Source organism: Stenotrophomonas sp. 80084_Sma, from assembly GCF_056481995.1.
The window spans coordinates 2837478-2863992 of record NZ_CM151177.1 but is presented as its reverse complement, the minus strand read 5'-3'; the positions used below and the strand labels follow the sequence as shown (position 1 = coordinate 2863992).

The window sequence follows — 26515 nt, the reverse complement described above, 5'->3', positions numbered from 1 at the left end:
TCCATCCCGATCCTGCGCAGCCGGCCAGCGGTCGGCTCTACCACAGGGGCGGCGGCGCTGGGTGGCGCCGCCGCAGTGCATCACCCGCGTGCGAACGCCAGCAGGTCGGCGTTGAACCGGTCGGCGTGGGTGACGGTCAGGCCGTGCGGCGCACCGGCGTACACCTTCAACTCGGCGTCCTTGATGATCTGCGAGGACAGCTTGGCTGAGGCATCGAATGGCACGATCTGGTCGTCATCGCCATGCACCACCAGCGCTGGCACATCGATCTTCTTCAGGTCCTCGGTGTAATCCACTTCCGAGAATTCGTGCACGCAGTCGTACTGGCCCTTGACGCCACCGAGCATGCCCTGCAGCCAGAACGAATCACGCATGCCCTGGGTAACGCTGTTGCCGTCGCGGTTGGCGCCGAAGAACGGCGTGGTCAGGTCCTTGAAGAACTGCGAGCGGTCACCGCCGGTGCCCTTGCGGATGCCGTCGAAGACCTCCAGCGGGGTACCGGCCGGGTTGGCATCGGTCTTCAGCATCAGCGGCGGCACGGCGCCGACCAGCACCACCTTGGCCACGCGCTTGCTGCCGTGGCGCCCGATGTAATGGGCCACTTCGCCGCCACCGGTGGAGTGGCCGACCAGGATCGCGTCCTTCAGGTCCAGCGCCTCGAGCACGGCGGCCAGGTCGTCGGCGTAGGTGTCCATGTTGTTGCCGTCCCAGGTCTGGCTGGAGCGGCCGTGGCTGCGACGGTCGTGAGCGATCACGCGGAAGCCGTTCTGGCCCATGAACAGCATCTGCGGGTCCCAGGCATCGGACGACAGCGGCCAGCCGTGCGCGAACACGATCGGCTGGCCGGTACCCCAATCCTTGTAGAAGATGCGCGCGCCGTCGGCGACGGTGACGAAGTTGCTCATTGTGGTTTCCTTGACGGAAGGGAGGGAAGGCGCTGGCGTGGATGCCGGTGCCTTCGGCAGTACAGCGCAGCGCCAGACCGACGACTTGCACGGCTGTGCTGGATTACGCCGGATGTGACGTGTATCGCTCTGGCACGAAGCCGTGCCGGCATCGAGGATGGCGGCAGCCCTGACGAGGAGCCTGCAATGTCGAACGCGTGTTGGAGCCCGCTGTTGTACCTGCTGCTGGCCACGGGGGCGCATGCTCAGACCAACGTCTACAAATGTGTGGACGGGCCGCACCCGGTCTACCAGCAGACGCCGTGCCAGGGGCGCGCGGAATGGCGCTGGGAGGTGCCGGCGGAGCCGCCCTCGACAGGTGCGAGCGCGGCCAAGGCAGCGAGCCCAGCTTCATTGCGTCCGCGTGTGGTGCAGCAGCGGCGTGCGCGGGCTGCACTGATACCGATCAGCGCGGATCCCGCCGCCTGTGAGCGCGCGCGGCAGCATCGTGGGAAGGTGCTGGCCAATGGCAAGCGCATGGACTTCGTGCAGCGCCGGCAACTGGACGATGCCGTGCATGAGGCGTGCCGTTGAAATGGAATGGTGCCGGAAACGACAACGGCGCCCGTAGGCGCCGTTGGACGGCACGCCAGGCGCTGGACCTCAGCGACCGTCGCTGGCGGCCGCCGGTGCCGGCGAGGGCACGCTGTCCGGCTTGGGCAGGCTCAGCTCCGGGTTGCCCTGTTCGGCCTGCAGGATCTGGATGCGGCGCTGCAGGGAATCCAGCTGGCTGTTGGTGCTCTGCACGTCGCTGCTCAGGCTGACCGCCTGCTGCTGGGCCTGCTGCAGGGCAGCGCTGACCTGGGCCGACTGTGCCTGCTGCTGTTCCATTTCCTGCTGCAGGGTGCGCAGGCGCTCCTCGTTGTAGGCCACCAGGCGCTCGGTATAGCGCTTGCCGGCTTCCAGTCGGGTGGTGTCGATGTAGACCTGGGCCAGCTGCTCTGACTGCTGCGCGAAGGTGCGGTAGACACGCTCGGCGTTGTCGACGGCATCGGTCTTGATCACCCGCCAGAAGTTCTTCTCCTGGAACAGGGCGACGTAGTAGGTCAGGGTGTTGGCATTGAACAGCAGGCTGGCGCCGTAGTTGCCGTTGTAGGTGGTGCGCAGCTCGGTCAGCTGGCGGGCATCCATCAGCTGCTTGAGCTCGTCAACAGTGTTGCGCACCACCGGTGCGGTACGTGCGGCCGGCTCTGCGGCTGCTTCGCGGTCGCCACGGGCAGCCATCGCCGCCGGTGCCACCAGCATCATGGCCACGGCCAGCAGTGCCGCGCCGCGCGCGTGCCGGGCGAAGACCGCGCCCCCTGAAGTTTCTCGCATGTCTAGACCATCCACGGATGAGTGTGGGTTGAGATGAAGGTGGTTCCCCGCCGGGAGTCTAGCATGTGCGCGGGCGCCGCCAAGGGCGCCCGTCACGGGTCAGTAGACCAGCTGTGCGGGCGTGCACTGGATGGACTGGACATGCACATCCGTACGGCCCAGTTCCAGGCCCAGCACCTGCGCCAGCAGCGAGCGCAGCAGGGAGCCGACGCTGTTGAGCAGCGGCTTCAGGACGTCCAGGGCGGGCTTCAGCAGCAAGCACAGCAGGCCCGAACAACTGACCGGGCCATTGCCGGGGGCGGTGACGCCGTCGCCGGCGAACTGGTCCAGGAAGCCGGCATCGGCGGTCTGCAGGTAGGAAGTCAGGTTGTACTTCATGCAGTTGTTGTAGGTGGTGTCATCCAGCGCGCCAATCAGGCTGTTGCACTGCTTGACCAGCAGCCCACCCACAAGCGCTCCCAGTACGCCATCGAGGAGCCCCGAGCCAACCCCGGTCACTGCGTTGCGGAATCCTTGCCAGACCTTGCCGTCGACCATGCAGGTCACCAGCACACAGCTGGTAGGTACCCCCTTGGTGATGTCCCAGTTTCCAAGTGGTTTCAATCCCTGCGTGCTGTCTCCGAATTCCAGCAGCTTGATGGTTGCGTCAACATCGTATCGCTTGCGACCAACGTTGGCTGCTTTCAGGTAGCGATCGGCCAACTGCGCTGCGGTCGAGCCCTGGCTCATGCCATCGTCGCGCGGATCGAGCATGCCGGACAGTACGCGCAGCAGTTCGCCGACCAGCTCGGACACCGCGGTGCCCACCTCCAGGGAGTTGACCTGGGTTGAACCGGTCGCGCCGGCGGGGAGGGTGAGGCTTTGCGTGTCGGTCAGCGTATTGACCTTGATGCTGTCATTGATCAACGGGGCGCCGAGCAGTGTGAGCATCTGTTCCTTCTGCAGGGTGTCGCCACAGACATTCTGCTTGGAGAACCGCTCGCTGTCGGCCACCTTGCCGACGCAGGCGCGCAGCACGGAAGACTCGACCTTGATCGTCGCCGTGGGAGGCGTGCTGCCACATTGCAGGCTGGTCAGGGTCGCCATTGCATTGGTCACGTCCGCATGGACCGGCAGCTTCAGGCGGATGCCCAGCAGTGAAAGCACGCCGCCTGCAACGGGAATGTTGTTGGTGTCGATGTCGAGGAAGACACGGATCTGCGCGTTGTAAGCGCGCGAGCCAACGCCACCGATGGCGATGGACGGCGGTTCCACCACAGCGGCTTTGGCATTGACCAGGCCCAGCAGGTTGAGTTCATCGACCGAGACCGCACGGCCGCCATTGGCGATGCTGATGCTGGTGCCGATCAGGTCCAGCACATTGACATCGGCCTGCAGCGCGCTGGAAATCGTTCCATCCGGCGCGACCACGCGTGCGAACAGGCCGCCACCGCTGTCATCGGAGCCGAGTTTCACCTCCAGCTGCTTGAGGTCGATGCCCTTCACGACCAGGGCATTCTCCAGTGCACTCAGGTCCACGTGGGCAACGCCCTGCTGGGTGAGCAGGTCAACGGTCGCCTGAAGGATCTTGCCCAGCTTGACCTTGCGGCCGGCCAGCAGATTGTTGAACTCCGCCACGCCCATGTTGACGTCGATCGGAATGCCCAGTGCCTGCAGCAGTCCGTTCGGGGTGATATGCGCCTGTGCAAGGCCGTCGTAGCCGAGCAGGGTGGTCTTGTCGAGGTCGGCACCCACCAGTTTCAGGACATTTCCCAGTGGCGTGTTGCCATTGATGCGCAGCAGTTGCGAGCCGACACTGAAAACCGCCGTCGGTTCTGCACGGCGCGCCACCGCCTGGGCGGTCACGGTCGGCAGGCTGCTGTTCTGCCCGAAGAAGGGAAGCACCGCGCGGCGGGTGATGACACGGACAGCATTGCGTTGATTCGCTGCATCGACGACCGGGCTGAAGTGCCCTTCGGTGGCGCGGGTCACGTTCCAGTTTCCGCAGCGGATTTCCAGGCTTCCTGCGAAGGTGTTCTGGGTGAGTGCGCTCTGCCGCGCAGCACTGTTGTCGCTGTTGTCCGAGGTGCACAGTTCCAGTCGCTGCGCTCCGGCCAGTGCGGCCAGATCAGCGACTTTCTGTGCATCGCGCTTGGCCCAGAACAGGTAACCGATCTCGATCAGGCCCAGCATCGCCAGCAGTGCCAGCATGACCAGCATCATGGTGATCGACATGCCGCCCCGTGGGCGGCTGAAACTGAACTGGCGTGGGCGTTTCATGGCCTACCTCAGCGTCCGGATGAGGATGATCCCTTGGACTTGGCGACATCGGCTTCAAAGAAGTCCGGGATCTCGTGTTCGAAGCTCTTCATGTAGCGGGCGTAACTCAGCGTCGCCTGGTCGCCGAGGATCGGCAGGTGCTGTCCGGCCTGTTGGCCCGATGCCTGCAGGCGGAACAGGTTGCGCGTGGTATCGCCGATCTGGCTGCGGCCGGGCCGCGGAGCTGCAGTGCTGCCGTCGGTGTTGGCCACTGCTGCAGGCGCCGCCTGCGGCACCGGTGCTGGCGGGGCCGCCAGGTCCACGGTGGGCAGTGACTCGGACTGCAGCGGCTGCGAAGCCGACGCAGCCGGCGTGCTGCCGCCAAGCATCTGCCCGGTCAGCGGCTGTTGCTGCGCCTGCACGGCGGCGGCCGGCAGCAGGCAGATCAGAACGGGCAGCAGGCGTCGGGTCAGGGGCGTCGCGGTCATGGTGTGTTCCCGTTCGGGTGGTCGGAGGCGCTGAAGCGTTCCAGCATCGAGGGCGGCAGGCGCTGCGGATCGCGTTCATCGCGGCTGTCGCGGCGCGGTTCCGCCGCCAATCGCGTGGCGCCGGGCGGGTTGCCGGCGGCATCGCTGGCGAGAGCACGGGCAGTGGCCGGCACGACTGCGGCGGCTGCCGCTGCGGCCTGGCGCTGCTGCAGGCGGGCACGGATCTGCGCCGCCTGCTGCTGGATGCTGAGCCGGGTCTCGTCGTTGAGGTTCGCTTGCTGGGCGAGGCGTTCGGCAGTGGCGGTGTCGCCCCGCAGCACCGCCCAGAGGGCGAGGTTGGCGGTGGCCTTGGCATTGCCCGGCGACAGCTCCAGCGCCTTGGCCAGGGGTTCGCGCGCGCGCTCGAACTGCCCGGCGCGCAGCCGCGCATAGCCCAGGTCGCCGAGATAACTTGTGTTCAATGGCTGCAGTTCGGTCGCCCGCGCCAACGCCTGCTCACTGCCGGTGTCGTCGTCGCGGCGCGCGGCAATCAGGCCCAGACCATGGGCGGCCGCGGCGGCCTGGGGGCCACTGGAAAGATCGCGGTACAGGGTGACCGCGGCATCGGCCTGGCCGGTCTCGCGCAGCGCGTCGGCCTGCAGCAGGCGCAACGCCGGCGGATCGCCGTAGCGCTGGCGGAAGGCGTCGACGTGGGCGAGCGAGGCATACCATGCGCCTTGCTGCTGCATGCGCTCGATCAGCTCCAGGTAGGCATTGCGGCTGTCCTGCGGTGCCGGTTCGGGCGCGGCCAGGCTGGGCGCGCGCAGGTACTTCGGCGTGGTCGATGCACAGCCGCTGGCGCCGGCAACGGCAGCCAGGGCAACAATGAGGCAGGAAGTGCGCAGGGCAGGCATCAGGGGGACCCCATCTTGGACATGGTGGTAGCCAGCGCGACCAGCGCCGGACCGGCAAGGACCAGCATCAACGCTGGCAGCAGGGTCAGCATCATCACCACGGTCATCTTCACCGAGAGCTTGCCGACCTTTTCCTTCAGCGTGTTGCGACGCTGTTCGCGCAGGCGGATGCTGAACTGCCGCAGGGGCTCCTGCACCGCGCCGCCATGGGCGTGCACCTGCAGGATCAGCTGCATCAGGCTGGTCAGGTCATCGTCGGCATAGACCTCGCTCAGCCGGCGCAGGGATTGTGCGCGCGTGCGGCCGTGGGTATAGGCGATGTTGGCCTCCTGCAGCTCGCCGCCGAGGACCGGCAATGCATCGCGCAGCTTGTCGCCGAGCGTCTGCAGGCTCTGGTCCATGCTGAAGCCCACGCCTTGCAGCAGACGCAGCAGGTCGATCAGCAGCGGCAGCTCGTTGTCGACCGCTCGTCGGCGCCGTTTCACCCAGGAGGAGAGAACGAACTTGGGCAGGAGCAGGCCGGCGGCGAGGGCGCCGATGATCACCATGATCCTGGCCAGCCCGGTGACGCTGCTGAATGTCAGCACCAGTACCAGCACCAGCACGGCCAGCAGCAGGCGCAGGCCGAGGTAGATGGCCGTACCGCGGCGGGTGTTCCACCCGGCCAGGTCCAACAGCAGCCGGTCTTCATTGGCCAGCAATGCCGTTTCCAGCCGGCCGCCGCTGAGGGCACGGCCGAAGCGTTCCAGCCAGCCCAGCGAATCGTGCCGCGCAGGCTCGGTGTCACGGGACGCCTCGCGCGGCTGCAGGGCGGTCTTCAAGGTGGCCGTTGTACGTTGCTCACGATGGCTGCGTACCCAGCCGCCGATACCGAGCAGGGCGATACCGGCGGCCAGCACGAGCAGGGAGAGGGCGAACCAGGCGCTGGCGCTCATCGGTTGTCTCCGGCGGGGCGAAGGGGGTTCATAGCGACTTGGCCAGGCGATACAGCAGGAAGCCACCGACAAGTTCCATGCCCAGTGCAAGCAGCAGGATCTTGTGGCCGAGCGGATCGTGCAGCACCGGCTGGAAGAAGTCCGGGCTGGTGATCGCCATCAGTACCGCGCAGGCCGGTGGCAACAGGCCCAGCACCCACGCTGACATCCGCGTCTCCGAGGTGGTCGCTGCAAGCTCCTGCTGGGCCTGTTCCAGATCGCGCATGAAATCGCCCATGCGCTGCAGGATCTGGTCGGAGCGCCCGCCGATGCGCACGCTGACACCGATCACCACCGACAACACCTTCAGCACATCCATGCGATAGGGATGCGAAGCCTGTGCGAGTGCACGGTCCAGCTCCATGCCGCTGCGTGCAAAGCGCACCGTGGTGTCCAGCAGCCCGCGCAACGGCGCGCTCGTCTGCATCGACGCAACCTGGAACGCGGCCTGCAGGCTGTTACCCAGTGCGGTCAGCCGCACCAGGTTGTCGAGGAAGTCCGGCAGCTGATGCAGCAGTTGCGCACGCAGCTTCGTGGTCCGCCGCATCACCCACAGCCAGCAGCCAAGCAGGTACAGCAGCAGGGTCAGCGGAAACATCCATGCGGTGCCCAGCCGCAGCATCGCCACCACCGACAGTACCAGCCCCGGTACCAGCAGCATGATGGGAATTTTCCAGCCGGTCTGCAGCCCTGCGCGCTGCAGCAGGCCATCCAGCGGCAGCACGCGGCGCCCGGCGCTGGCGGGCCGCGCCGGGTCGTTGGCAGCGGTGACGGACGGCCCGGCGGGTGCTCCGCCCGTGGCGCTTCCGCGCGAAAGCTGCTGCTCGGCGTGCCGCATTGAAACCTGGCGTTGCTCACGGCTGCTGGCCGTGCCCCACAGCCAGGCTGCCAGCGCCAGCAGCACCGCGATGATGCTCAGCATGCCCAGCAGCGCGCCGGTTCCCATGCTCAGAAGTCTCCGTAGAGCGATTCGCGCAGCTGCTGGCGGAACGGCTCCAGCTTGTGCGAGTGCGGATGGAAGCCCAGCCCGACCCAGCGATCGATCTCCTTGCCGTTGCCGTCGATCTGCAGCTCGTGGCGGAACATTTCCTGGGTGGTGATCAGGTTGTCGCTGACCCCGGTGATCTCGGTGATCGAGACCAGCACGCGGCGGCCGCTGCCCAGGCGCGAGATCTGCACGATGAAGTCGATGGCACTGGCGATCTGCCGGCGCAGGCTGTCCTCGCTGCCCTGGAAGCCGGCAAAACCGGCCAGCATCTCGATCCGGTACAGGCAGTCGCGGGGCGAATTGGCGTGGATGGTGGCCATCGAGCCGTCGTGGCCGGTGTTCATCGCCTGCAGCATTTCCAGCACCTCGGCACCGCGCACTTCGCCGACGACGATGCGGTCGGGGCGCATGCGCAGGCTGTTGCGGACCAGATCGCGGATGCTGACCGCACCGTGCCCTTCGGCGCCGCCGATACGGCTTTCCAGGCGAACTACATGCGGGTGGTTGAGCGAGAGCTCGGCGGTGTCTTCGACGGTGATCACGCGCTCGTTCGCGGGGACGTAGCTGGCCAGGGCGTTCAGCAGCGAGGTCTTGCCCGAGCTGGTGCCGCCGGACACCAGGATGTTGCAGCGACCCAGTACCATCGCCTTCAGCAAGGCCTGCATCGGCGCATCGAAGGTGCCCTTGGCCAGCAGTTCATCGGGGGTGAACGGGTCCTTGCGGAACTTGCGGATGGACACCATCGGTCCATCCACCGCCAGCGGCGAGATGATCGCGTTGAGACGGCCGCCGTTGGGCAGGCGCGCATCGACCATCGGATTGGAGTCATCCAGGCGGCGCCCAAGCGGGGCGAGGATGCGGCGCAGGATGCGCAGCAGATGCGTATCGTCGGTGAAGCGCTGGGTGGCCCGCTTGAGCTGGCCGCCCTGGGACACGTGCACATCCTTGAAACCGTTGATCAGGATGTCTTCGATGGACGGGTCGTGTAGCAGGTCGTCCAGCGGGCCGAAGCCGGTCAGCTCCTTGACCAGGCCGTCGGCAACCACCTGCATCTCCTCTTCGTTGATCGGGATGCGCCATTCCTGGATGAAGCTCACCGTCTGCACCTGCACCCAGCGGGCGATGGTGTCGGGGGCCCAGGAATCGATGTCGATGCGCTCGTCCTCGATGCTGTTGAGCAGGTGCTCATGCGCGGCCGACAGCACCTTCTGGTACTGCTCGGTCTGCGCGAATGGCTGATGGCCCGGCGAGCTTTCGGGCAGCACCGGCCGGGCAACGGCATGCGGGAACGGGGTTACCTTGTCTTCCATTGCGATCCACCCAGGGCAAGGGAGAGTCTTTCCCGCAGGCCCTGCGCCTGGACCGGGCAGGCAGCCGGATCCAGGCGCGAAACCAGCGGGGCGAGGGCACGCAGGTAGGGGTCGCGCGGCGCATCCTGCAGCAGCAGGTGACCCTGGCTGGCAGCCAGGCGCACGCGCGGTCGTTCGGGAAGCGTGGCCAGCAGGGGAACCTCGAAGCGGCGCGCGATCTGCTCCGGGCTCATGCCGCTGCTGTCATCGTGGCGGTTGATCACCAGCTGCAGGCGCTTCTCGCGTTCGCGCTGGCCGGCAAGATGCTTCAGTGCCTGGTCGAGCGACACCAGCGTGGCAATGGAGGCATCGGTGACCAGCCAGATCTCGTCGGCCTGGTCCAGCAGCAGCGGCGGCAGCTGACGCAGCGGGCAGCCGCCGGCATCACACAGCACGCTGGCGAACACGGTGCGCAGGCGCTGCAGCAGCGCACCCGGATCGGACGGCGGTACCGCATCGCTACCGCTGGCGCGGTCCAGCAGCACCAGCCCGGAATCGTGACGGGCCATGGCCGTACGGGCGAGGGTGGCGTCGATGCGGCTGGCGTTGCGCAGCGCGTCTTCGTAGTGGAAGCGGCTGTCCAGGTTGAGGTACAGGGCGAGGTCGCCCGAAGGCTGGGCCAGCTCCATCAGCAGGCCATCCTGCTGCAGTGCCTCGCCCTGTGCCAGTGCACGGGTCTGCTGTGCCAGCACCGAAAGATGCGCGGCCAGCGTACTGGTGCCGACCCCGGCGCGCACGCCCAGCAGGACGATCAGGCGGGCCTTGTGCGCCTGCTGCGCGGCGGCAGCCGGTCGTGGTGAGAGGGCGCGACGCAGCGCGGCCTCGATGCCGACGTTGTCGCTGTCCAGGTCCAGCACATCACGCAGGCCCGCCCGCAATGCGATGACAACGCCTTCCACCTGGCCGGCACTGGTGGCACCGACTGCAACCAATGCCAGATCCGGCTCGGTCTGCTGCAGTTGCTGCGCCAGCACGCTGGAGGCGGCCGCATGTTCCGGGCGGAAGTCGAGCAGCACAAGGCTCTGCGGCCCGCGTTGCAGGTCCTGGGCGGAGGTCGGCGTGCTGCTGTCCTGCCAGTGCAGGGTGGTGGTTGGCGGCAGTTTCGCCGCCAGCCGGGGCAGCAGTTCGCGATCCATTCCGTACAGGACCAGGTTCATCGGCGGTCCTTGCGGATGCAGCGGCTGGGCAGTGGCGTAGGGCATGGGCGTGGTATCGCAGGCATCATGGAATCAGCGTGAGAAGCCGGGCACCGGGTCCTGGCTGATAGGACCCAGCAGCCAGGCGCCCCATTCGGGCATGTGCGGCTTGGCCTCGCGGTCGCCGGGCAGCGGCAGCTCGGTGTTGCGTGCCAACGGCTTCACCAGGCGTGGCGTGACGATGATCACCAGTTCCTTGTCCTGGCGCTTGTAGTCGAAGTTGCGGAAGAACGAGCCGATGATCGGCAGGTCACCCAGCAGCGGGATCTTGCCGACGCTGGAAACCACGTTGGAACTGACCAGGCCACCGATCACGAAGCTCTCGCCATCGCCCAGTTCGACCGTGGTATCGGCGCGGCGGGTGGTGATGGAGGGAATCTGCACGCCGTTGAGCGCGATGGCGTTGCTGTAGTCCAGGTCGCTGGCTTCCGGTGCGACTTTGAGGGCGATGCGGTTCGGTGCCAGTACCGTCGGTGTCACGGTCAGGCCGATGCCGAAGGGCTTGTAGGTGATGGTGGTGGTGCCCAGTCCCTGCGGTTCCAGGATCGGCAGCTCGCCGCCGGCCAGGAAACTGGCGCTCTGCCCGGACAGCGCGACCAGTGTCGGTTCGGCCAGCACACGCGCCATGCCATTGCTCTGCAGCAGGTCGACGTCGGCATTCCACAGGCCCTTGGTCGAGCCGAACACCAGGCGGAAGGCCGAAGAAATGGGCGATTCGGCTTCGTTGCCGGAGTTGCCTTCCTTCATGCCGGGCAGGATGCCGGTATTGCCCGGCAGCTGGCCGCCCGGGCGGGCGAAGCCGTAGGCGAAGTTGCCATTGCGGTTCTGGAAGCTGATGCCGATCTGCTTCAGTGCGGTCTTGTTGAACTCGACCACCTTGACCTCGACCTGGACCACGCCGCCGCTGCTCACCGTGGATGCGTCGGCAAGCAGGCCATCCTTGCCCAGGGCCATGGCGGCAGCCTTCTGCTCCTGCATGTGCGACAGCACGCTCTCGGTGCTTCCCTGCAGCAGGCCCTGATTGTCCTGCTGGGTGAATACCAGCCCGTTCGCGCCGGCGTCGGCCGCACCCTGCACCGCACTTTGTACCCGCACCTGCAGGCGCTGTGGTTCGGTCTGCTTGCGGTGCCAGAGCAGGAGCGTGGTGGTGCCCGGCGCCTTGCCGACCAGCAGGGCCTGGCGCTGGCCGCGCAGCATCACGATATCGGCCACGCCCGGATCGGCAATGGCGACCCGCTCCAGATCACCCGGCAGGGTCCAGGGGCGCTGCTCACGCGCCTGCAGCACCAGGTCGTCGGCGGCCACGCTTGTCGCCGGTGCCAGCAGCACCAGCAGCAGGGCCAGCCAGCGCTGGCGGGGGGAAGGGCGTGGACTGCGGCGACGTTCGGTCATGGATGCGCTCGATGCAGGTCAAAGGGAACCACGGGGGGCGGAGCTGTCACCTCGGATGATTTCGATGCCCGATGCGCGTGGGGCGCTGCGCCGTGGTGCGGGTGCGCGTGCCGGGGCATCCTGGGTGCTGCGCGCCGGCGCGTTGCTGCGGCCGGCCAATGCATCGCCGTCGATGCCGGCGAAGGCGTGATTCTCTGGCCGCTGCAGCGCAAGCTGCTGTTCCGCATCCAGGCCACGCAGGGGATCAATCACCCCGCGTGCCTGCGGGAACAGCGCCAGATCGGGCTGGCCGGAATCGGCAGGGTTGCGCAGGGCGAGGAACAGCTTGCCCTGCTGCGCACCCAGCAGCAGCCGGTTGGCATCGGCCACCGGCACCGCCAGTACCGCGCTGCGTGCCGGCTGGGCGGTCCCGCTGCCCGTGCTCTGGGTGCTGCTGCTTCCGGTGATGTCGGCGGCGCGTGGATCGTTGCGGCCATCGGCCTCGTTGCTGGCAACAGCGTCATGGTTGGCCGGGGCGATGTCCTGCTGGCCATAGCTGAGCACGCGCAGGCGCGACAGCAGCAGGCGCGTCTGTGCTGCGTCGGCCGGGCCGCTGGCAGTGGATTGGGCATTGCGCAGGTTGAGGAACACGTCGACGAAATCACCGGGCAGGATGCGGTTGCCGGCCCCCACCAGCTCGTCGACCGGGACCGCCAGTGCGCGTTCCCCGGGGCGCAGCTGCAGCGAGAATCCCTGCGCGAGTGCGTTGCTGCTGATCGCCGTGCCTTCGGCGATGTCCTGCACCGGCACCTTTCCGACCACGGCGGAAATGCTGGTGGCGGCACCGGCAACCGGGGCGCTGCGCTGTGCGAGACGCAGTCCGTTGGCAGAGATCGGTTCGCCGGCCGGCAGTCGCGCCACCGCTTCCACCACGGTGATCGCCTGGGCTTCGCTCTGCGTCATCGGGGCAACCGTTGCCGGTGCGGCCTGCTTGCGCCCGATCATCAAGGCGATCACCGCCAGCAGCACGGCCAGCCCGATCAGGGCGACGGCAGCAATGCGGGTCAACTTGAGCATGGAACCGTCTCCTGTACCGAACGTCAGTTGCCGCTGCCGAGGTCGAGCTGAGCGACCGCGACGCTGCGGATGGGAGCCCGCATCACCCACTTGTAAAGCGTGGCGGTGCCGGGCAGGAAGGGATGGCTTGCGTAGTCGTAGCTGACCGTTACGGTCATGCACTGGGCGCTGGCCAGTCCGGCGCAGGGGGCCTGCGCGGAAACCAGAATGGCGTTGTTTCCGCCATTGCTGCAGTCGACCGGCTGACCCGAGAAGTTCAGCAGCCACTGCATCGAACTACGCGCTGCAACGCAGGCGGCAGTACGGCGTTCGTTGGCGCTGCCATAGCGCAGCGATGCACGTGCACCCTCGGCCGAGGCGGTTGCCAACGTCTGCTGGGCCGCCATGATCATTACGCCGGAGAACGTGAACAGTAGCAGCGGCAGCAGGCCCAGCATCAACATCAGCGCGAACTCGATGCTGGCCGCGCCACGTTGCCGGCGTCGGTTGTGGATGTTCATGCCACGCCTCCGTACGTGCTGATGAGGACCCAGGCGATGGCGGATACCGCCAGGTAGGCGGCGTAGGGAATGCCTTGGCGTCCCTGGCGGGCGCTCTGCATCCCGCGCAGCGCCGGATGCGAATGCCATTGCGAACTTGCCCGATGCATATGGGCTTGAAGGCCGATGGGCAGTACTGGACCCAACCGTCGCGATACCAGCACCAGTGCGGCATGTGCGCCCGCTGCCAGGCTGGCCGCGATCCAGATCGGCAGCAGTGCCTGCCAGCCCAGCATCAATCCCAGTACCGAAAAGAATTTGACATCGCCGGCGCCCATCCAGCGCACTGCGTGGAAAGGCAGCAATGCGACCAGGCCGAGCGCCGCGCCGGCAACGTGGGAAGCCCACGGCAGGCGCGGCGCGTTGAACTGTCCGGCGATGAGCACGACAACGGTGATCGCGCATGCAGACAGCAGCCAGGCGTTGGGCACCCGACGGGCGTACAGATCGCTGATCGCGATCCGCAGGCACACACCGATGGCCAGCAATCCCAGCAGTGTCATCGCACCCTCCATTGTCCGTCAGTGGACGGTCAGCAGTTGCTGTCCCTGATCAGCCTGGGACGCGGCTCAGGCCGGCGTGTTGCCCGATGCCTTGTCGGCAAGCTTGGTGAGATTCTCAAAGAGCGTTTCGAAGAAATCCTTGATCTGCGTGCTACCCAGTGCGATCAGGACACCCGCAATCACAGCCGCCAGCAGGCCGTACTCGAGTGCGGTAACGCCATCTTCTTCCTTCAGGAACTTGCGGATCGATGCGTTCATGACGTTTGTCTCCCTCTACCTGTCTGCTACAGGACACCTGTTGGGCGGTGGCCCGGCTCCGCCGGGATCGTCCGTGGACCTCCGCACGTCCTGGCGGAGGAGGCACGGCGGGATGGACCCGCCGTGCTCAAGCAGGGTGATCGTTTCCAGGCGGGACGCCGTTCGCGCAACCGCGACCGCGCGGCGCGGGGCCGGTGGTCGACGTGTCGAGCGATACGTGCATGGTCATGCTGTCCCCCTGGGTGCGGTCATTATCAAAGACCGGATCACCGTGTTATCGACTTTGCCTGAATGGCGGCCGGCTGCAACCGGAACCTATATGCAAATTCGGCAGAATCCCATTGGTCCTTAGTTTCAAAGCCGGGTTCTGTGACGGAAATCCGTTCGCCCGCACAACGATTCATCGACGTGCAGATAATGTGAGGCAGGCTTCAGGTCGCATGCGAAAACTGTGCCAAACACGACAATCTGATTTTCACCTCTGTATCCTTCTTATTCAACGCGGTGCAGATGTTTACCCCATTGAATTATCGGGCATACTCGCATTCAAGTACTCGCGTTTCTTTTGGGGTGCGCACCTTGGCGGCGCGCATCCCGGTGATGGAAGAGATTCCATGAGAGGTGCGCGCCCTGTCAGGCAGTGGGGGCCGTACCGCACGGCGGATAATCGGGGGACGACACTGTCATGGTCGATGGTGGGGTAGGAGACAGCGACGACAGCGGCCTGCGGTCGATTGACCTGGCGACGCTGAGCGGCGTGCTTCGTGTATGTGATGTCGAACTGCTTCTGCTCGATGGCAATGGGCCGCGGGCGGCCTTCGCGTCACGCGTGCACGAGGAGGCGTTGTTCTGCAGCATCAGCTGTGGATTCCATTGCCGTGGACGTTTCATGCTGCCGCCGGACTGGGCGATGCTGGGGTATCTGCATGCGACCGATGAAACCCTGAGCTGGTGCCATGGCGTACCGCTTGCCCCTGGGATGGCGCTGACCGTGATGCCCGAGGGCATCAGCGAGTTCACCCTGAGCCCGGGCACGCACATGACCCTGATGCTGGTGCCGGTGGCACGGGTGCAACGCAAGCTGACCGAATTGAGCCTGCGCAGCACGCCGCCGGCCGGACAGGCGCTTTCACTGTTCAATCTCGCCAGCGAGGCCGCCCCGCTGGCACAGCATTACCAGCAGCTGCACCTGCAGCTGGGCCAAGGCACGGGCCTGCAGCCGGAAGAAACCGAGCGGCTGCTGCACGAACACGTGCAGGCACTGCTGGGTGCGGGTTCCGCCGAACGCCCGGGTTGCAGCCGTGCGCGGCGCACGCATTATCTGATCGCACAGCGGGCGGAAAACTTCATGCGCCTCAACCTGCGCCGCAATATCTACATGAATGAGATCTGCGACGCTGCCGGTGTCAGTGAGCGTGGGCTGCGCTACGCGTTCGAGGACCTGTTCGGTACGTCGCCCAATCGTTACCTGTCGATGCTGCGCCTGTGCGCAGCCTGCCGCAGCCTGTCGATGGCCGATTCCAGCCGCCGTTCGGTCAAGGCCATCGCCCTCAGTTGTGGCCTGTGGGACCTTTCGCGTTTCGCCGACAACTACCGCAAGGTCTTCGGTGAACTGCCGCGTGACACGCTGATGCGCGCACCCGCGCAGATCGGCCAGCCCGCCTGATCCAGGCCCCATAAGGGTTTCCCGGCGGTTCCTGCCGGAATTGCATATCCGCTTGCCGATATGGTTGCCGCTTCTGCATAACCGGCTGCCGATTCCGAACGTGGATTTGCCGGAATGCGCGATTGCCGTGCCGGAATGAAGTGCGCAGCCGCCGTTGCAAACGCTGAAATGTCAGTCACCTGCCTAACGGCAAGTCCACTGACATTCCAGTTGTTCGCCTACGGGGGAAATGCTCATGAACCGCATCTACCGGCGTGTATGGAACCGCCAGCTCAATGCTCTGGTTGTGGCCTCGGAACTGGCCACCGGCGATAGCGGCGGCAGCGCCGCCCGCGATCCGCGCAGTGTCCTGCTGATGCCGACCGCACTGGCCCTGGCCCTGCTGTGTGCGCTGGCCAGCGGGCATGCAGGAGCATCCGAATCCAATCAGTCGCTGCGTGATCTGCAGGCACTGGCCGCGAAATACGCGCAGCCGATGCCGGTCAAGGTCGACGCAGAAGTCGCGCTGGCCGCGGCATCGCGCCAGGCGCAAAGCAGTCCGGCGATCAGCGCAGACGCGCGTGTGGGCCTGCAGCTGAGTACGACCTCGCTGCCGATCGTGCGCGACGTGCTGCCGGCGACCGTACAGGTGAAGCTGGCGGCGAACGCCGCGCCGAAGCAGGTCGCGGTTCCTGCACTGGCCGCCGATGTTCGCGCCAATGTCGGGCTGGGGCACGCAGCGTCCAATGTGGCGAAGATTGATGCCTCACTGGCGGCCAACGTTACGCCGTCCGCGCATGCGCCGCTCGGTGTGGCTGCGGATGCGCAGGCGAAGGCCAGGGTTGGCATCGCCGGTGCCCAGGCGGCCTCGATCGATACCGGTGCCAAGGCGGCCGCCGCTGTTGCTGGCGCATCCGCTGGCTCGCTGTCCGGCCTCAAGGCGTCCGTTGACGGCAAGGTGGATTCGCAGCTGAAGTTGGCGGGCCACCAGATCGATGGTCAGGGGCAGGTCAAGGCGACGGCGGCGGTCACGTTGCCGGCAAAGGAGGAGCTGCCGGGCGAGACCCATGATCGTGCGATCACCGCAGCTTTCGATACCGGTGTTGCCGGCAAAGTGCGCGTGCAGGCGCCCGATGGCCAGGAAGTCGTGGCCGACCGCAATCTGAAGCTGGCCGGCCAAGCGACTGTGGCAGCGCAGAACAGCGCACTGGGCGTGGGTGGCCTGGTGGGCGGCGTTGTCGGCGCGGCAGGTGGCGCCGTGGGTGGCGTGCTTGATGGCACCGTCGGCAACACGGTTGGTGCGGTCGGCGGCGCCTTGCACGGCACGGTTGGTGCGGTGGGCGGGGCAGTGGGCAGCACGCTCAACGGCACGGTCGGTTCGGTCGGCAGCACCGTCGGCGGCGCACTCAACGGTGCGGTTGGCACGGTTGGTGCAGTCGGCGGCACTGCGGGTGGTGTACTCAACGGCACGGCTGGTGCGGTCGGCAGCACCGTCGGCGGCGCACTCAACGGTGCGGTTGGCACGGTTGGTGCAGTCGGCGGCACCGTCGGTGGTGCGCTCAACGGCACGGTCGGTTCGGTCGGCAGCGTAGTCGGCGGGGCACTCAACGGTGCAGTTGGCACGGTTGGTGCGGTCGGCGGCACCGTGGGTGGTGCGCTCAACGGCACGGTCGGTTCGGTCGGCAGCACCGTCGGCGGTGTACTCAATGGCGCTACAGGTGGCAGCACCGGCGGCCTCGGTGGCCTGCTGGGCGATACGCTCGGCAATGTCGGCGGCGCCGTCGGTAACCTGCTCAACGGCAACCTCAATGGCACCATCGGCAATCTCGGCAGTGCCGTGGGTGGCCTGGTCGGCGGCACCCTCGGCGGTCTCGGCCTGACCAAGCCCTCGGCGATCCCGCCGACCAGCCCGAAGGCGCCGGCTCCGGCCGATCCGAACGCGGGCCTGATCATCGGCACCGGTGGCCTGGTCGGCAATGTCGGGCAGCTGATCGGCCCGACCACCACCAGCCTGTTCGGTGGCAACGGCTACCTGAGCAACGGCAACCTCAAGCTCAGCAACGCCAACGTGATGCAGACCTACTCGACGGTCAATGTGCTGGGCCTGCCGGTGGTCAACCTGTCGCCGGTCGGCAGCACCCTCAATGGCCTGGGCGGCGCCGTCACCGGCGGCAGCTCGCACCTGACCCTGATCGGCGGTGTCACCTCCGACAGCTACATCTACAACATCAACAACGGCAATCCCGGCGGCCTGCTCGGGCTGCTGCTGCCGAAGGATTCGCCGGCATGGGCGGCCAAGTGCCTGGATATCGTCCTCGCCGACATCTCCTGCTGGGCCGTCAACGCCGCGCAGGACTACCAGGTGCTGATGGGTGACGGCGCCTTTGCCAACGGTTCGAAGGAAGTGGTGATCGGCGCCAATGCCCGCCACGAACTGCCGAAGGTCGATGCCAACGTGGCCTTCCCGGGTGCAGGCACCAATGACCCGAGCAACCCGACCGGCGTGCCGACCGCGGACTACGCCGCACGCATGGGTCATTCGGTGATCGTCGGCGACAGCGCGGTGGGCACGGCCAACGGGCAGACCTTGCTCGGTGCCGAGGCGACCTCTAACCAGGCCAATTCGGTTGCACTGGGCTACCGTTCGGCCGCGCTGCGCGGTGCCCAGGCCAGCTACAGCGCCTATGGCCTCACTGCGCCGCAGGTCTCGGCCGGTGAAGTGTCGGTGGGTACCGCCGGTGGCGGCGAGCGCCAGATCACCAACGTGGCCGCCGGTAGTGTCAATACCGATGCGGTCAACGTGGCCCAGCTGAAGGGTGCCATCAGCCTGATCGATGATGTGGCGGCCGCTGCGGTGACCTACGATCTGGACGGTGCCGGCAATCCGAACTATCGCCGCGTCACGCTCGGTGCGGGCACCGGCACTACCACCATCGGCAACCTGGCCGGCGGTGCGGTCACCGCCGGCAGCCTGGAAGCGGTCAATGGCGGCCAGTTGGCGGCGACCAATGCGGCCATCGCCAGCTTCTTCGGCGGTCGCGCAGCCTTCGATCCGGCCAGCGGTGCCTTCACCGCACCACTGTTCGAGATCAGCACCATCTCCACCGGCGGTGCGATCGCCAAGGGTCTGTATGAGAACGCCACCGATGCCTTCGCCGCGGTCGATGGTTCGCTGGTCAATCTCAACACGCAGATCACCGACATCCGCAACGGTGGCACCAAGTACCTGCGGGTGAACTCGACCGGTACCGAGGCACTGGCCAGCGGCGCCGACTCGATCGCCGTCGGTACCAACGCCCGCGCCACCGCCGCCAACAGCATCGCGGTGGGTGCCGGCAGCCTGGCTGACCGTGCCAACAGCGTGTCCATCGGTGCCGCCGGTGCTGAGCGTCAGGTCACCAACCTGGCTGCGGGTACCGCAGCGACCGATGCGGTCAATGTCGGCCAGCTGCAGGCGTCGGAACAGGGGGCACTGCGCTATGACCTCAATGGCGACGGCAGCGTCAACTACGCCAGTGCCACGCTCGGCCAGACCGGCACGGCCACCACGCTGCGTAATCTCGGCCCGGGCCAGGTCAGTGCCACCAGCAGCGAGGCCATCAACGGTGCCCAGCTGTTTGCGGCCAACCAGGCCGTGGCCACCCACCTCGGTGGTGGCGCGGCGGTCAACGCCAGCGGCGTGCTGACCGCACCGACCTACTCGATCAACAACGTCGCCGCCAACGGCACCGTGACCAAGGGCAGCTACAACGACGTCGGTACCGCCTTCGATGCGGTCAGCAACTCGCTGGCCAACGTTGCCGACCAGACCGATGAGATCGACAAGCTGGCCGTGAAGTACGACGTCGATGGCAGTGGCAACGTGCTCAACAGCGTGACGCTGACGGGTACCGGCACCGGCGCGGTGAAGATCACCAACGTCGCCGCCGGCAGCATCCTGGCCGGCAGCAGTGATGCCATCACCGGCGACCAGCTGTTCAGCACGAACAGCACCATCGCCAACTACTTCGGTGGCACCACCGCGTACAACGGCACCACCAACGTGTGGACCGCGCCGAAGTTCAGCATCTCCAGCATCGCCACCGACGGCACCTTCACCAGCGGCGACTACAACAATGTCACCGCCGCCTTCACTGCGGTGGACGGCTCGCTGAAGGTCCTCAACCAACGCATCACCAACAACAGCGGTGGCAGTGCCTACCTGGCAGTGAACTCGACCGCAGCGCCTGCAACGGCTGCCGGTGCGGAAGCGGTGGCGGTCGGCCCGCAGGCCAGTGCGGCCGGTGCCAACAGCGTGGCGGTCGGCAACGGCGCCAGCGCCAGTGCCGGCAACAGCGTCGCCCTGGGTGCCGGGTCGGTGGCCAGCGTCGGTGCGCAGAGCGGCTACACCGGCGCCTATGGCGAGACCGGCGCCAGCAACTCGGCCGGTGAGGTTTCGGTCGGCAGCACCGGCAGCGAGCGCAAGATCACCCATGTCGCCGACGGTTCCGATACGTACGACGCGACCAACGTCGGCCAGCTGAAGAACGGCGTGAACTACGCCATCGACGAATCGAAGAAGTACACCGACCAGAAGATCCAGAACATCACCAACGTGGCCGGCAGCTTCCGCGCCAACAACACCAACAACCTGGCCGATCCGTCCGCCAGCGGTGCCAACTCGGCCGCAGGTGGCGCTGGCTCCACCGCCGCCGGTGCCAACTCGACCGCGCTGGGCAATGGCTCGCAGGCGCAGGCCGACAACTCGGTGGCGCTGGGTGCGGGTTCGGTGGCGAACCGGGCCAACACGGTCTCGGTCGGTGCCGCCGGTGCCGAACGCCAGGTGGTCAACGTGGCCGACGGTTCGCAGGCGACCGACGCGGTCAACGTACGCCAGCTGCAGGCCTCGCAGCAGGGTACGATCCGTTACGACACCACGGTGAACGGCGCGACCAACTACAACAGTGTCACGCTGGGCAGCACCAACAGCGGCCCGACCACGGTGCGTAACGTCGCCGCCGGTACCGCCGGTACCGACGCAGTCAACGTCGACCAGTTGAAGTCGGGCATGGCGCAGACCCTGGACTGGTCGAAGGCCTACACCGACGAGCGCATGGGTGGCTTCGAGCGCGACCTGCGCAAGACCGACAACCGCGCCTCGGCCGGCATCGCCTCGGCAATGGCCACCGCAGCACTGCCGCAGCCCAGCGAAGCGGGCCGCAGCATGGCCTCGGTCGCCGCCGGCAGCTACAACGGCGAATCCGGCGTTGCGGTCGGCATCTCCGGTGTCTCGGAAGGTGGCCGCTGGATCTACAAGTTCAGCGGCTCGACCAACAGCCGTGGCGAGGCCGGTGTGGCCGTTGGTGCAGGCATCCAGTGGTGATCCCCGCCGCCGGGCCGCACGCGCGGCCCGGCATCGCGGAAACGTCCAAAGGGGGAATGACATGAAACAGCATCGCATCGCCCGCACCGGCCAGATGGCCGCAGTGCTGGGCCTGGTCCTGGGAATGGGCCTGCTGGCCGCCTGCCGCAGCCATGCGCCGGCCGCCGAAGGTCCTGCCGAAACCACCGCCGTGCAGTTCCCGGAGGCCTCGAAGGCCTCGTTGAAGGAAGGCATCTATCCCGACGTCGCCGACCTGCGCCGTTTCGCGCCGGGCATGAGCAAGCGCCAGCTGTATACGCTGCTGGGTACGCCGCACTTCAACGAAGGCATGTGGGGCGTACGTGAGTGGAATTACCTGTTCAACTTCCGCACTGCGCAGGGCGCGGAGTACTTCACCTGCCAGTTCCAGGTGCGATTCGACAGCAAGGGCATCGCCCAGGGTGGCTACTGGAAGCCTGAATCATGTGCGGCGGTGCTGGACCCGCCGCGGCCGCCGGCCCCGCCTGCACCGGCGCCGTTGCCGGAGCAGCCGTTGCGCCTGTCCGCCGATGCGCTGTTCGGTTTCGACAGCGCGGTGCTCAGTGCCGAAGGCCAGCAGGCCGTGCAGGGCGTACTGGCGCAGGTGCGCGAGGCCAGTCAGGTGCAGTCAATCCGGGTGACCGGGTATACCGACCGTATCGGCAGTGCCAGCTACAACCAGGCCCTGTCGCAGCGACGTGCCGAGGCCGTGCGCAGCGCGCTTGTGCAGGGCGGCGTGCCTGCAGCCAGCATCAGTGCCGAAGGGCGCGGCGCGGCCGAGCCGATCGTGCAGTGCGAGCAGCGCAACCGTCGCGAGCTGATCGCCTGCCTGGCGCCGAACCGGCGCGTGCAGATCGCGGGTGTGGCGCAGCCACGCTGAGAATCCTGCGCCGGGGCAAGTCCCCGGCATCCCGAGTCCCCCCTGACCGCCGGCAGGACGTGGCCACGTCTCCCCCTGTTGTCCACGCCTGCCGGCGGCTCAGGTTTTCCATGGTGCACGCGATGAACGCCCAATTCCTGCCTCTTTCCATGAAGACGGAAACCACACTGAGTGTGTACGGCCAGCTCGGCAATCATGCGGTGGTGCGCATTCCCGGGCGGCGCCTGCCGGGATTGATCCTGCAGGCAGACACCGTGGCCGGCTTCCTCGCCCAGCTGCAGGAAGCCCAGGCCTGCCTGCGCAGTGGGCGCGCGCAGCGCACCGACGCCGAGCTGGACATGCTGATCGACGTGCTGCAGCAGTGGTATGCGCTGATTGAATCGCGCCTGGCCGACGCCGGCGAGGCGCTGTAGTAGAAAAAGGGGACGGAGGGGATTAAGTCGTTTCCGGCACAGCCGGGGCAAGAACGACTTAATCCCCTCCGTCCCCTTTTTTTGTATCAGGCGCGGCGCGGACCAGCCAACAGGCGGCATCGACGCGCACACGGTCGCCTTCGATGAAGGGCGCGAACGCGGCCAGCGCCTTGTTTCGAAGTGCGTCGGCGCGGTCTTCGGGCAGATTGCGCAGCGCCAAGCCCAACGGGCCCAGCTGGCCGACATAGGTCGGCAGTTCATCGCGGGCAATCGAGCACGGCAGGTCTACCGCGACCAACTCCACATCCTTCCAGCCGGCGGCCTGCAACAGACGCTGCACGCGCTGGCCATCGGCAAAGGCGAACTGGCCGGGTGCTCCTGGCACGCGTGGGGGTAGATCGAGTTCATCGCCAATGGCACGCTCGGCCGTCGTCATGAATGGGTTCTCCTCTGCGCTGCGCCAGGCGATGAAACGCAGGCCGGCACCCGGTCGCGCGGCGTGGTGCAGGTTGGCGAAGGCCGCGCCGGTATCCTCGAAGAACATCACACCCAGCCGCGACTGGATCCAGTCGAAGTGCGCGGAGGGCAGCGGATGCTGCTGCGCATCGGCCACGATGAAGTCCGCGTCCAGTCCGGCCGCCTCGGCGCGCTGGCGGGCCAGTGCCAGCATCGGCGCGGAGATGTCCAGGCCGGTGCTGTGTGTCGCCGGGCGAGCGGCGGCTGATGCCAGCAGGCTCGCGCCGGTGCCACAGCCGATATCGAGCAGTTGCGTGACGGTTTGCGGAAGCTCGGCCACCAGCAGGTCGGCCATCGGCTGGAACAGGCCGTCGAGGATGGCCTGCTGGGCGACCCAGATCTGGCCGCCAGGGCCATTCCAGAGCGCATTCTGATCAACGTGGGATGTACTGGCCATGGCCTTGTCCTGCCGGGAAGTTGCCCATAGGTTGATGCTTGAAGGCGACTTGAGGTCAAGCCCATGCGTGAACTGGATATCGGCGAGGTGGTGAAGCGCAGCGGCGTGCCGGCCTCGACCCTGCGCTACTACGAGCAGCTCGGGTTGTTGCAGTCGCTGGGCCGTCGCGGCCTGCGCCGGCAGTACGACGAGCAGGTGCTGGAGCGCCTGGCGTTGATCGGCCTTGGCCAGTCGGCCGGGTTGTCGCTGCAGCAGATCGGGTTGTCGCTGCCGCCTCAGCGCGGATGCATTACGTTGGATCGCGAAGCCCTGCTGGCACAGGCCGATGTGCTGCAGCAGCAGATCACCCAGCTGCAGCGGGTACGCCGCCATCTACAACGCGCGGCGGCCTGCCCGGAAGCGCAGGATGCGCGCCAGTGCGGTTCGTTCCGTAAGTTGCTGCGGGCCCAGCAGCGCCTGGCGGGTGGGTGAGAGAAGCGCATCCACGCATGGTGTGGATCTACTGCACCACAACCTCGGTAGATCCACGCCATGCGTGGATGAATCAATCGCGGGTACTGACTTCCCAGGTGGCGTGCAGCACGCCCGGCACATGCTCCATCCGCGCCAGCACCACGTCCAGCTCATCGGCACTCACGGCGGTACTGACCAGCACCGCGATCACATCGGTGGGCGCGTCGGCATGCTCGACCACCTGCACATCACCGACCGGATATTGCGCCGCCTCCAGCGCATCGACCAGGCGTTCGCGTACACGTGGCACCGCTTCGGCATCCACACTCAGGCGCACCTCGTAGGTGGCCTCGGTGGCCGTCTCGTTGATCGGGATGCGGTTGATCGCATTCACCAGCGGCCGCAGCAGGGTGTTGCCAGCGATGATCAAGACCGTCAGCAGCACGCCTTCGGCCAACATGTCCGCGCCGGTACAGCTGCCGACCGCCGCCGAGCACCACAACGTGGCGGCGGTGTTCAGCCCGCGCACGTTCATGCCTTCCTTCATGATCACGCCGGCGCCGAGGAAGCCGACGCCGGAGACCACGTAGGAGATCACCCGCACCGCCTCGGCGCTGCCGGCGATGCGCATGCCCAGGTCGACGAAGGCAGCGGCGCCGACCGCCACCAGCACGTTGGTGCGCAGGCCGGCGGTGCGTTGCCGGTACTGGCGCTCGGCGCCGATCAGCGTGCCCAGCACGAAGGCGGCCAGCAGGCTGACCACGGTGTCGGCGAAGGGACCGGCCTGGAAGGTTTCAATGAAGCGCATGGCCGGAGTCTACCCGGTCGAGGTGACAGTAGATCCACGCCATACGTGGATTTCGAGGGGGCCAGAAACGACTTAATCCCCTCCGTCCCCTTTTTGCGGGGTCAGTCGGTGTCCTCGACCCGCTCGCCCATCAGTTCGCGCTGGCGCTTGTCCAGTTCCTCGGCGTAGCGCTTGCGTACGAAGGCTTCGGAGACCACGCCCAGCACCTGGCCGTCGGCAGCGACCACGGCCAGTTCGTCGGCCTGGGTGTGGTCGAAGCGCTGCATCACGGTGACCACGTCCGCGCTTGGCAGCAGTGACACGTCGCGGTTTTCCGCCAGTTCGCCGATCGTGGTTTCGGGCTTCACGCCGTCGCCGTACACGCGCGGAATCTGCACGATCCCGGCGTAATGGCCTTCGCTGTCGATCAGGATCACGCGGCTGCCCGAGCCCAGCGGGAAGCGCTGGCGGAAGGCGGCGGCATCAAGGTCGGCCGGGGCGGTGGCCACGCCCTTGCGCATCAACCGGCCGGCGTTGAGGTTCTGCACCCAGCCCACGTCGCGGGCGCTCTTGATGGTCTCGCCGCGCAGGTGCATGCGCCAGGTCGAGAACGAATAGCCGAACCACTGCCGCACGAGCGTGCTGGAGACCAGCACCGCGCTCATCACCACGCTGGTCAGCAGGAAGTCGTGGGTGCCTTCCAGCACCAGCATGGCCATGGTCATCGGTGCGCCGACCACCGCAGCGGCCAGTGCGGCCATGCCGGCCAGCGCGGCGGAGGTGGCGTCGATCACCGGCACGCCGGTGGCCATGGCGAGCAGGCCGGCGAACAGGGCACCGACCAGGGTGCCCATGAACAACGAGGCGAAGAACAGGCCACCGCGGAAGCCGAAGCCCAGCGAGATGCCCGAGGCCAGGCACTTCAGGGTCAGCAGGCCGCCGATCCAGATCAGCGGCAGATGCGTGGTCAGGTCCAGGTGCAGCGCGCCATGGCCGGACGACAGCACCTGTGGGCTGGCCAGTGCCAGCGGAATCAGCAGCAGGCCGCCCACCACCGGCCGGCCCCACAACGGCAACGGGCTGCGCTTGACCGTACCCTCGATCGAAGCGATAAGCCGCATCACCGCGATGCCGACCATCGCGCAGCAGCAGCCGAGCAGGCCGTAGATGGCGTAGTCGGCGACGCGGACATCAATCGTCGAGGCGGCAGGCAGCAGGTAGGCCTCGATCCCCGCCTGGTCGGCGACGAATGCGCCAGCCAATGCAGCGACCGCCACCGGGGCCAGCGCGGCCGGGGTGTAGGCGCCGATGACGATCTCGAAGGCGTAGAACGCACCAGCCAGCGGTGCACCGAAGGCGGCGGCAATGGCGCCGGCGGCACCGGCGCCGACCAGGATGCGCACGTCGTTGCGGCGCAGGCGCATCACCCGGCCCAGTTGCGAGCCGCTGCCCGCGCCCATCTGCGTATACGACGCCTCCAGCCCGACCGAGGCGCCGCAGCCGTTGGACAGCAGGGTCTGGGTCAGCACGATGAGGTTGTCGCGCATCGACATGCGGCCGCCATGCAGGGCATTGGCTTCCACCGCATCGAGCAGGGGCCGCTTGAGCCGGGTCGCGGCCAGGCTGACCAGGCCGACCAGCAGACCACCCAGTGGCAGTACCAGCAGCGCGGTCCAGGTCAGCGAGGGCAGGGAACTCAGGCGCATGCCGTCGTCCAGCCCGTACAGGGTGCCCTGCAGCCAGCGTGCGATGCCGGACTGCAGCAAGGTCAGGTAGCCGGCGATCAGGCCGACCAGCAGGGCAAGCGCAATGAACCACAGGTCACTGCCGCGCAGGCGCAGGCGCAGGCCCTGGAAGGCCAGATGCAGGCGCGATGGCGAAACAGGCAATGACATGGTGGCGGCATGAT

At 67.0% G+C, this 26515-nt stretch carries 23 protein-coding genes; 6 read left to right on the top strand and 17 right to left on the bottom strand.

Going from position 1 to position 26515, the window contains the following annotated elements; translation table 11 throughout:
* Positions 1-80: 80 nt before the first annotated feature.
* The gene (locus ACZK3W_RS13265) at positions 81-905 is read right to left on the bottom strand and encodes an alpha/beta fold hydrolase (RefSeq protein WP_049423090.1); all 825 of its coding nucleotides are present in this window, start codon (positions 903-905) and stop codon (positions 81-83) included.
* A gap of 186 nt (positions 906-1091) precedes the next feature.
* Between ACZK3W_RS13265 and ACZK3W_RS13260 the strand changes: the two genes are divergently transcribed.
* Entirely contained in the window at positions 1092-1478 is a 387-nt protein-coding gene (locus ACZK3W_RS13260; protein ID WP_197615419.1) for a hypothetical protein, read from the top strand.
* A gap of 69 nt (positions 1479-1547) precedes the next feature.
* Here the strand turns inward: ACZK3W_RS13260 and ACZK3W_RS13255 are convergent, their stop codons facing one another.
* From ACZK3W_RS13255 to ACZK3W_RS13195, 13 genes are all read right to left on the bottom strand, one after another.
* Positions 1548-2261 (bottom strand): DUF2968 domain-containing protein, encoded by a 714-nt coding sequence (locus ACZK3W_RS13255; protein ID WP_043402505.1) that lies wholly within the window; start codon positions 2259-2261, stop codon positions 1548-1550.
* Positions 2262-2360: 99 nt separating this feature from the next.
* On the bottom strand, positions 2361-4520 hold the full coding sequence (locus ACZK3W_RS13250; protein ID WP_197615420.1) for a TadG family pilus assembly protein: 2160 nt from the start codon (positions 4518-4520) through the stop codon (positions 2361-2363).
* An 8-nt stretch (positions 4521-4528) separates the two neighbouring features.
* Complete coding sequence (locus ACZK3W_RS13245; protein WP_032128080.1) at positions 4529-4987, bottom strand: DUF3613 domain-containing protein; 459 nt, start codon at positions 4985-4987, stop codon at positions 4529-4531.
* Positions 4984-5880, bottom strand: coding sequence for a tetratricopeptide repeat protein (locus tag ACZK3W_RS13240; RefSeq protein ID WP_049460957.1), 897 nt, complete (start codon positions 5878-5880; stop codon positions 4984-4986). Before ACZK3W_RS13240 ends, ACZK3W_RS13245 begins: the two co-directional genes overlap by 4 nt.
* The gene (locus ACZK3W_RS13235; RefSeq protein ID WP_032128078.1) at positions 5880-6815 is read right to left on the bottom strand and encodes a type II secretion system F family protein; all 936 of its coding nucleotides are present in this window, start codon (positions 6813-6815) and stop codon (positions 5880-5882) included. Before ACZK3W_RS13235 ends, ACZK3W_RS13240 begins: the two co-directional genes overlap by 1 nt.
* A 28-nt stretch (positions 6816-6843) precedes the next feature.
* Positions 6844-7800 (bottom strand): type II secretion system F family protein, encoded by a 957-nt coding sequence (locus ACZK3W_RS13230; RefSeq protein ID WP_032128077.1) that lies wholly within the window; start codon positions 7798-7800, stop codon positions 6844-6846.
* 2 nt (positions 7801-7802) lie between these two features.
* Positions 7803-9152, bottom strand: a complete 1350-nt coding sequence (locus tag ACZK3W_RS13225; RefSeq protein WP_032128076.1) for a TadA family conjugal transfer-associated ATPase — start codon at positions 9150-9152, stop codon at positions 7803-7805.
* Positions 9137-10393: a CpaE/TadZ family protein gene (locus tag ACZK3W_RS13220; RefSeq protein WP_032128075.1), complete on the bottom strand. Its 1257-nt coding sequence runs from the start codon at positions 10391-10393 to the stop codon at positions 9137-9139. Before ACZK3W_RS13220 ends, ACZK3W_RS13225 begins: the two co-directional genes overlap by 16 nt.
* A gap of 27 nt (positions 10394-10420) precedes the next feature.
* A complete protein-coding gene (locus tag ACZK3W_RS13215; protein WP_049423074.1) occupies positions 10421-11779 on the bottom strand; it encodes a type II and III secretion system protein family protein in 1359 nt (452 codons plus the stop codon).
* An 18-nt stretch (positions 11780-11797) separates the two neighbouring features.
* Positions 11798-12835, bottom strand: a complete 1038-nt coding sequence (gene cpaB, locus ACZK3W_RS13210) for a Flp pilus assembly protein CpaB (RefSeq protein WP_197615422.1) — start codon at positions 12833-12835, stop codon at positions 11798-11800.
* 23 nt (positions 12836-12858) lie between these two features.
* The gene (locus ACZK3W_RS13205; RefSeq protein WP_049398481.1) at positions 12859-13335 is read right to left on the bottom strand and encodes a TadE/TadG family type IV pilus assembly protein; all 477 of its coding nucleotides are present in this window, start codon (positions 13333-13335) and stop codon (positions 12859-12861) included.
* Positions 13332-13877 carry an A24 family peptidase gene (locus ACZK3W_RS13200; RefSeq protein WP_032128071.1) on the bottom strand — a complete coding sequence of 182 codons (546 nt, stop codon included), beginning with the start codon at positions 13875-13877 and terminating at the stop codon, positions 13332-13334. Before ACZK3W_RS13200 ends, ACZK3W_RS13205 begins: the two co-directional genes overlap by 4 nt.
* Positions 13878-13943: 66 nt before the next feature.
* The gene (locus ACZK3W_RS13195) at positions 13944-14135 is read right to left on the bottom strand and encodes a Flp family type IVb pilin (RefSeq protein WP_019337868.1); all 192 of its coding nucleotides are present in this window, start codon (positions 14133-14135) and stop codon (positions 13944-13946) included.
* A 685-nt stretch (positions 14136-14820) separates the two neighbouring features.
* On the opposite strand from ACZK3W_RS13195, the gene ACZK3W_RS13190 reads away from it, so the two are divergent.
* The 4 genes from ACZK3W_RS13190 (at position 14821) to ACZK3W_RS13175 (ending at position 22453) form a co-directional block, all read left to right on the top strand.
* Positions 14821-15801 carry an AraC family transcriptional regulator gene (locus tag ACZK3W_RS13190; RefSeq protein WP_032128070.1) on the top strand — a complete coding sequence of 327 codons (981 nt, stop codon included), beginning with the start codon at positions 14821-14823 and terminating at the stop codon, positions 15799-15801.
* Positions 15802-16036: 235 nt separating this feature from the next.
* A complete protein-coding gene (locus ACZK3W_RS13185; RefSeq protein ID WP_197615423.1) occupies positions 16037-21142 on the top strand; it encodes a YadA-like family protein in 5106 nt (1701 codons plus the stop codon).
* 61 nt (positions 21143-21203) lie between these two features.
* Positions 21204-22040: an OmpA family protein gene (locus tag ACZK3W_RS13180; protein WP_012511335.1), complete on the top strand. Its 837-nt coding sequence runs from the start codon at positions 21204-21206 to the stop codon at positions 22038-22040.
* A gap of 122 nt (positions 22041-22162) precedes the next feature.
* Entirely contained in the window at positions 22163-22453 is a 291-nt protein-coding gene (locus ACZK3W_RS13175) for a DUF6959 family protein (protein ID WP_019659952.1), read from the top strand.
* 58 nt (positions 22454-22511) lie between these two features.
* On the opposite strand, the gene ACZK3W_RS13170 is transcribed toward ACZK3W_RS13175, so the two are convergent.
* Positions 22512-23366: a class I SAM-dependent methyltransferase gene (locus ACZK3W_RS13170; RefSeq protein ID WP_478450002.1), complete on the bottom strand. Its 855-nt coding sequence runs from the start codon at positions 23364-23366 to the stop codon at positions 22512-22514.
* Positions 23367-23429: 63 nt separating this feature from the next.
* Between ACZK3W_RS13170 and ACZK3W_RS13165 the strand changes: the two genes are divergently transcribed.
* Complete coding sequence (locus tag ACZK3W_RS13165; RefSeq protein WP_049423068.1) at positions 23430-23837, top strand: MerR family transcriptional regulator; 408 nt, start codon at positions 23430-23432, stop codon at positions 23835-23837.
* A gap of 73 nt (positions 23838-23910) precedes the next feature.
* Here ACZK3W_RS13165 and ACZK3W_RS13160 read toward each other — a convergent pair whose 3' ends face one another.
* Both ACZK3W_RS13160 and ACZK3W_RS13155 read right to left on the bottom strand, forming a co-directional pair.
* Complete coding sequence (locus ACZK3W_RS13160; protein WP_024957423.1) at positions 23911-24627, bottom strand: MgtC/SapB family protein; 717 nt, start codon at positions 24625-24627, stop codon at positions 23911-23913.
* A gap of 101 nt (positions 24628-24728) precedes the next feature.
* Positions 24729-26501, bottom strand: a complete 1773-nt coding sequence (locus tag ACZK3W_RS13155; RefSeq protein WP_478449999.1) for a chloride channel protein — start codon at positions 26499-26501, stop codon at positions 24729-24731.
* Between the last annotated feature and the right edge of the window lie 14 nt (positions 26502-26515).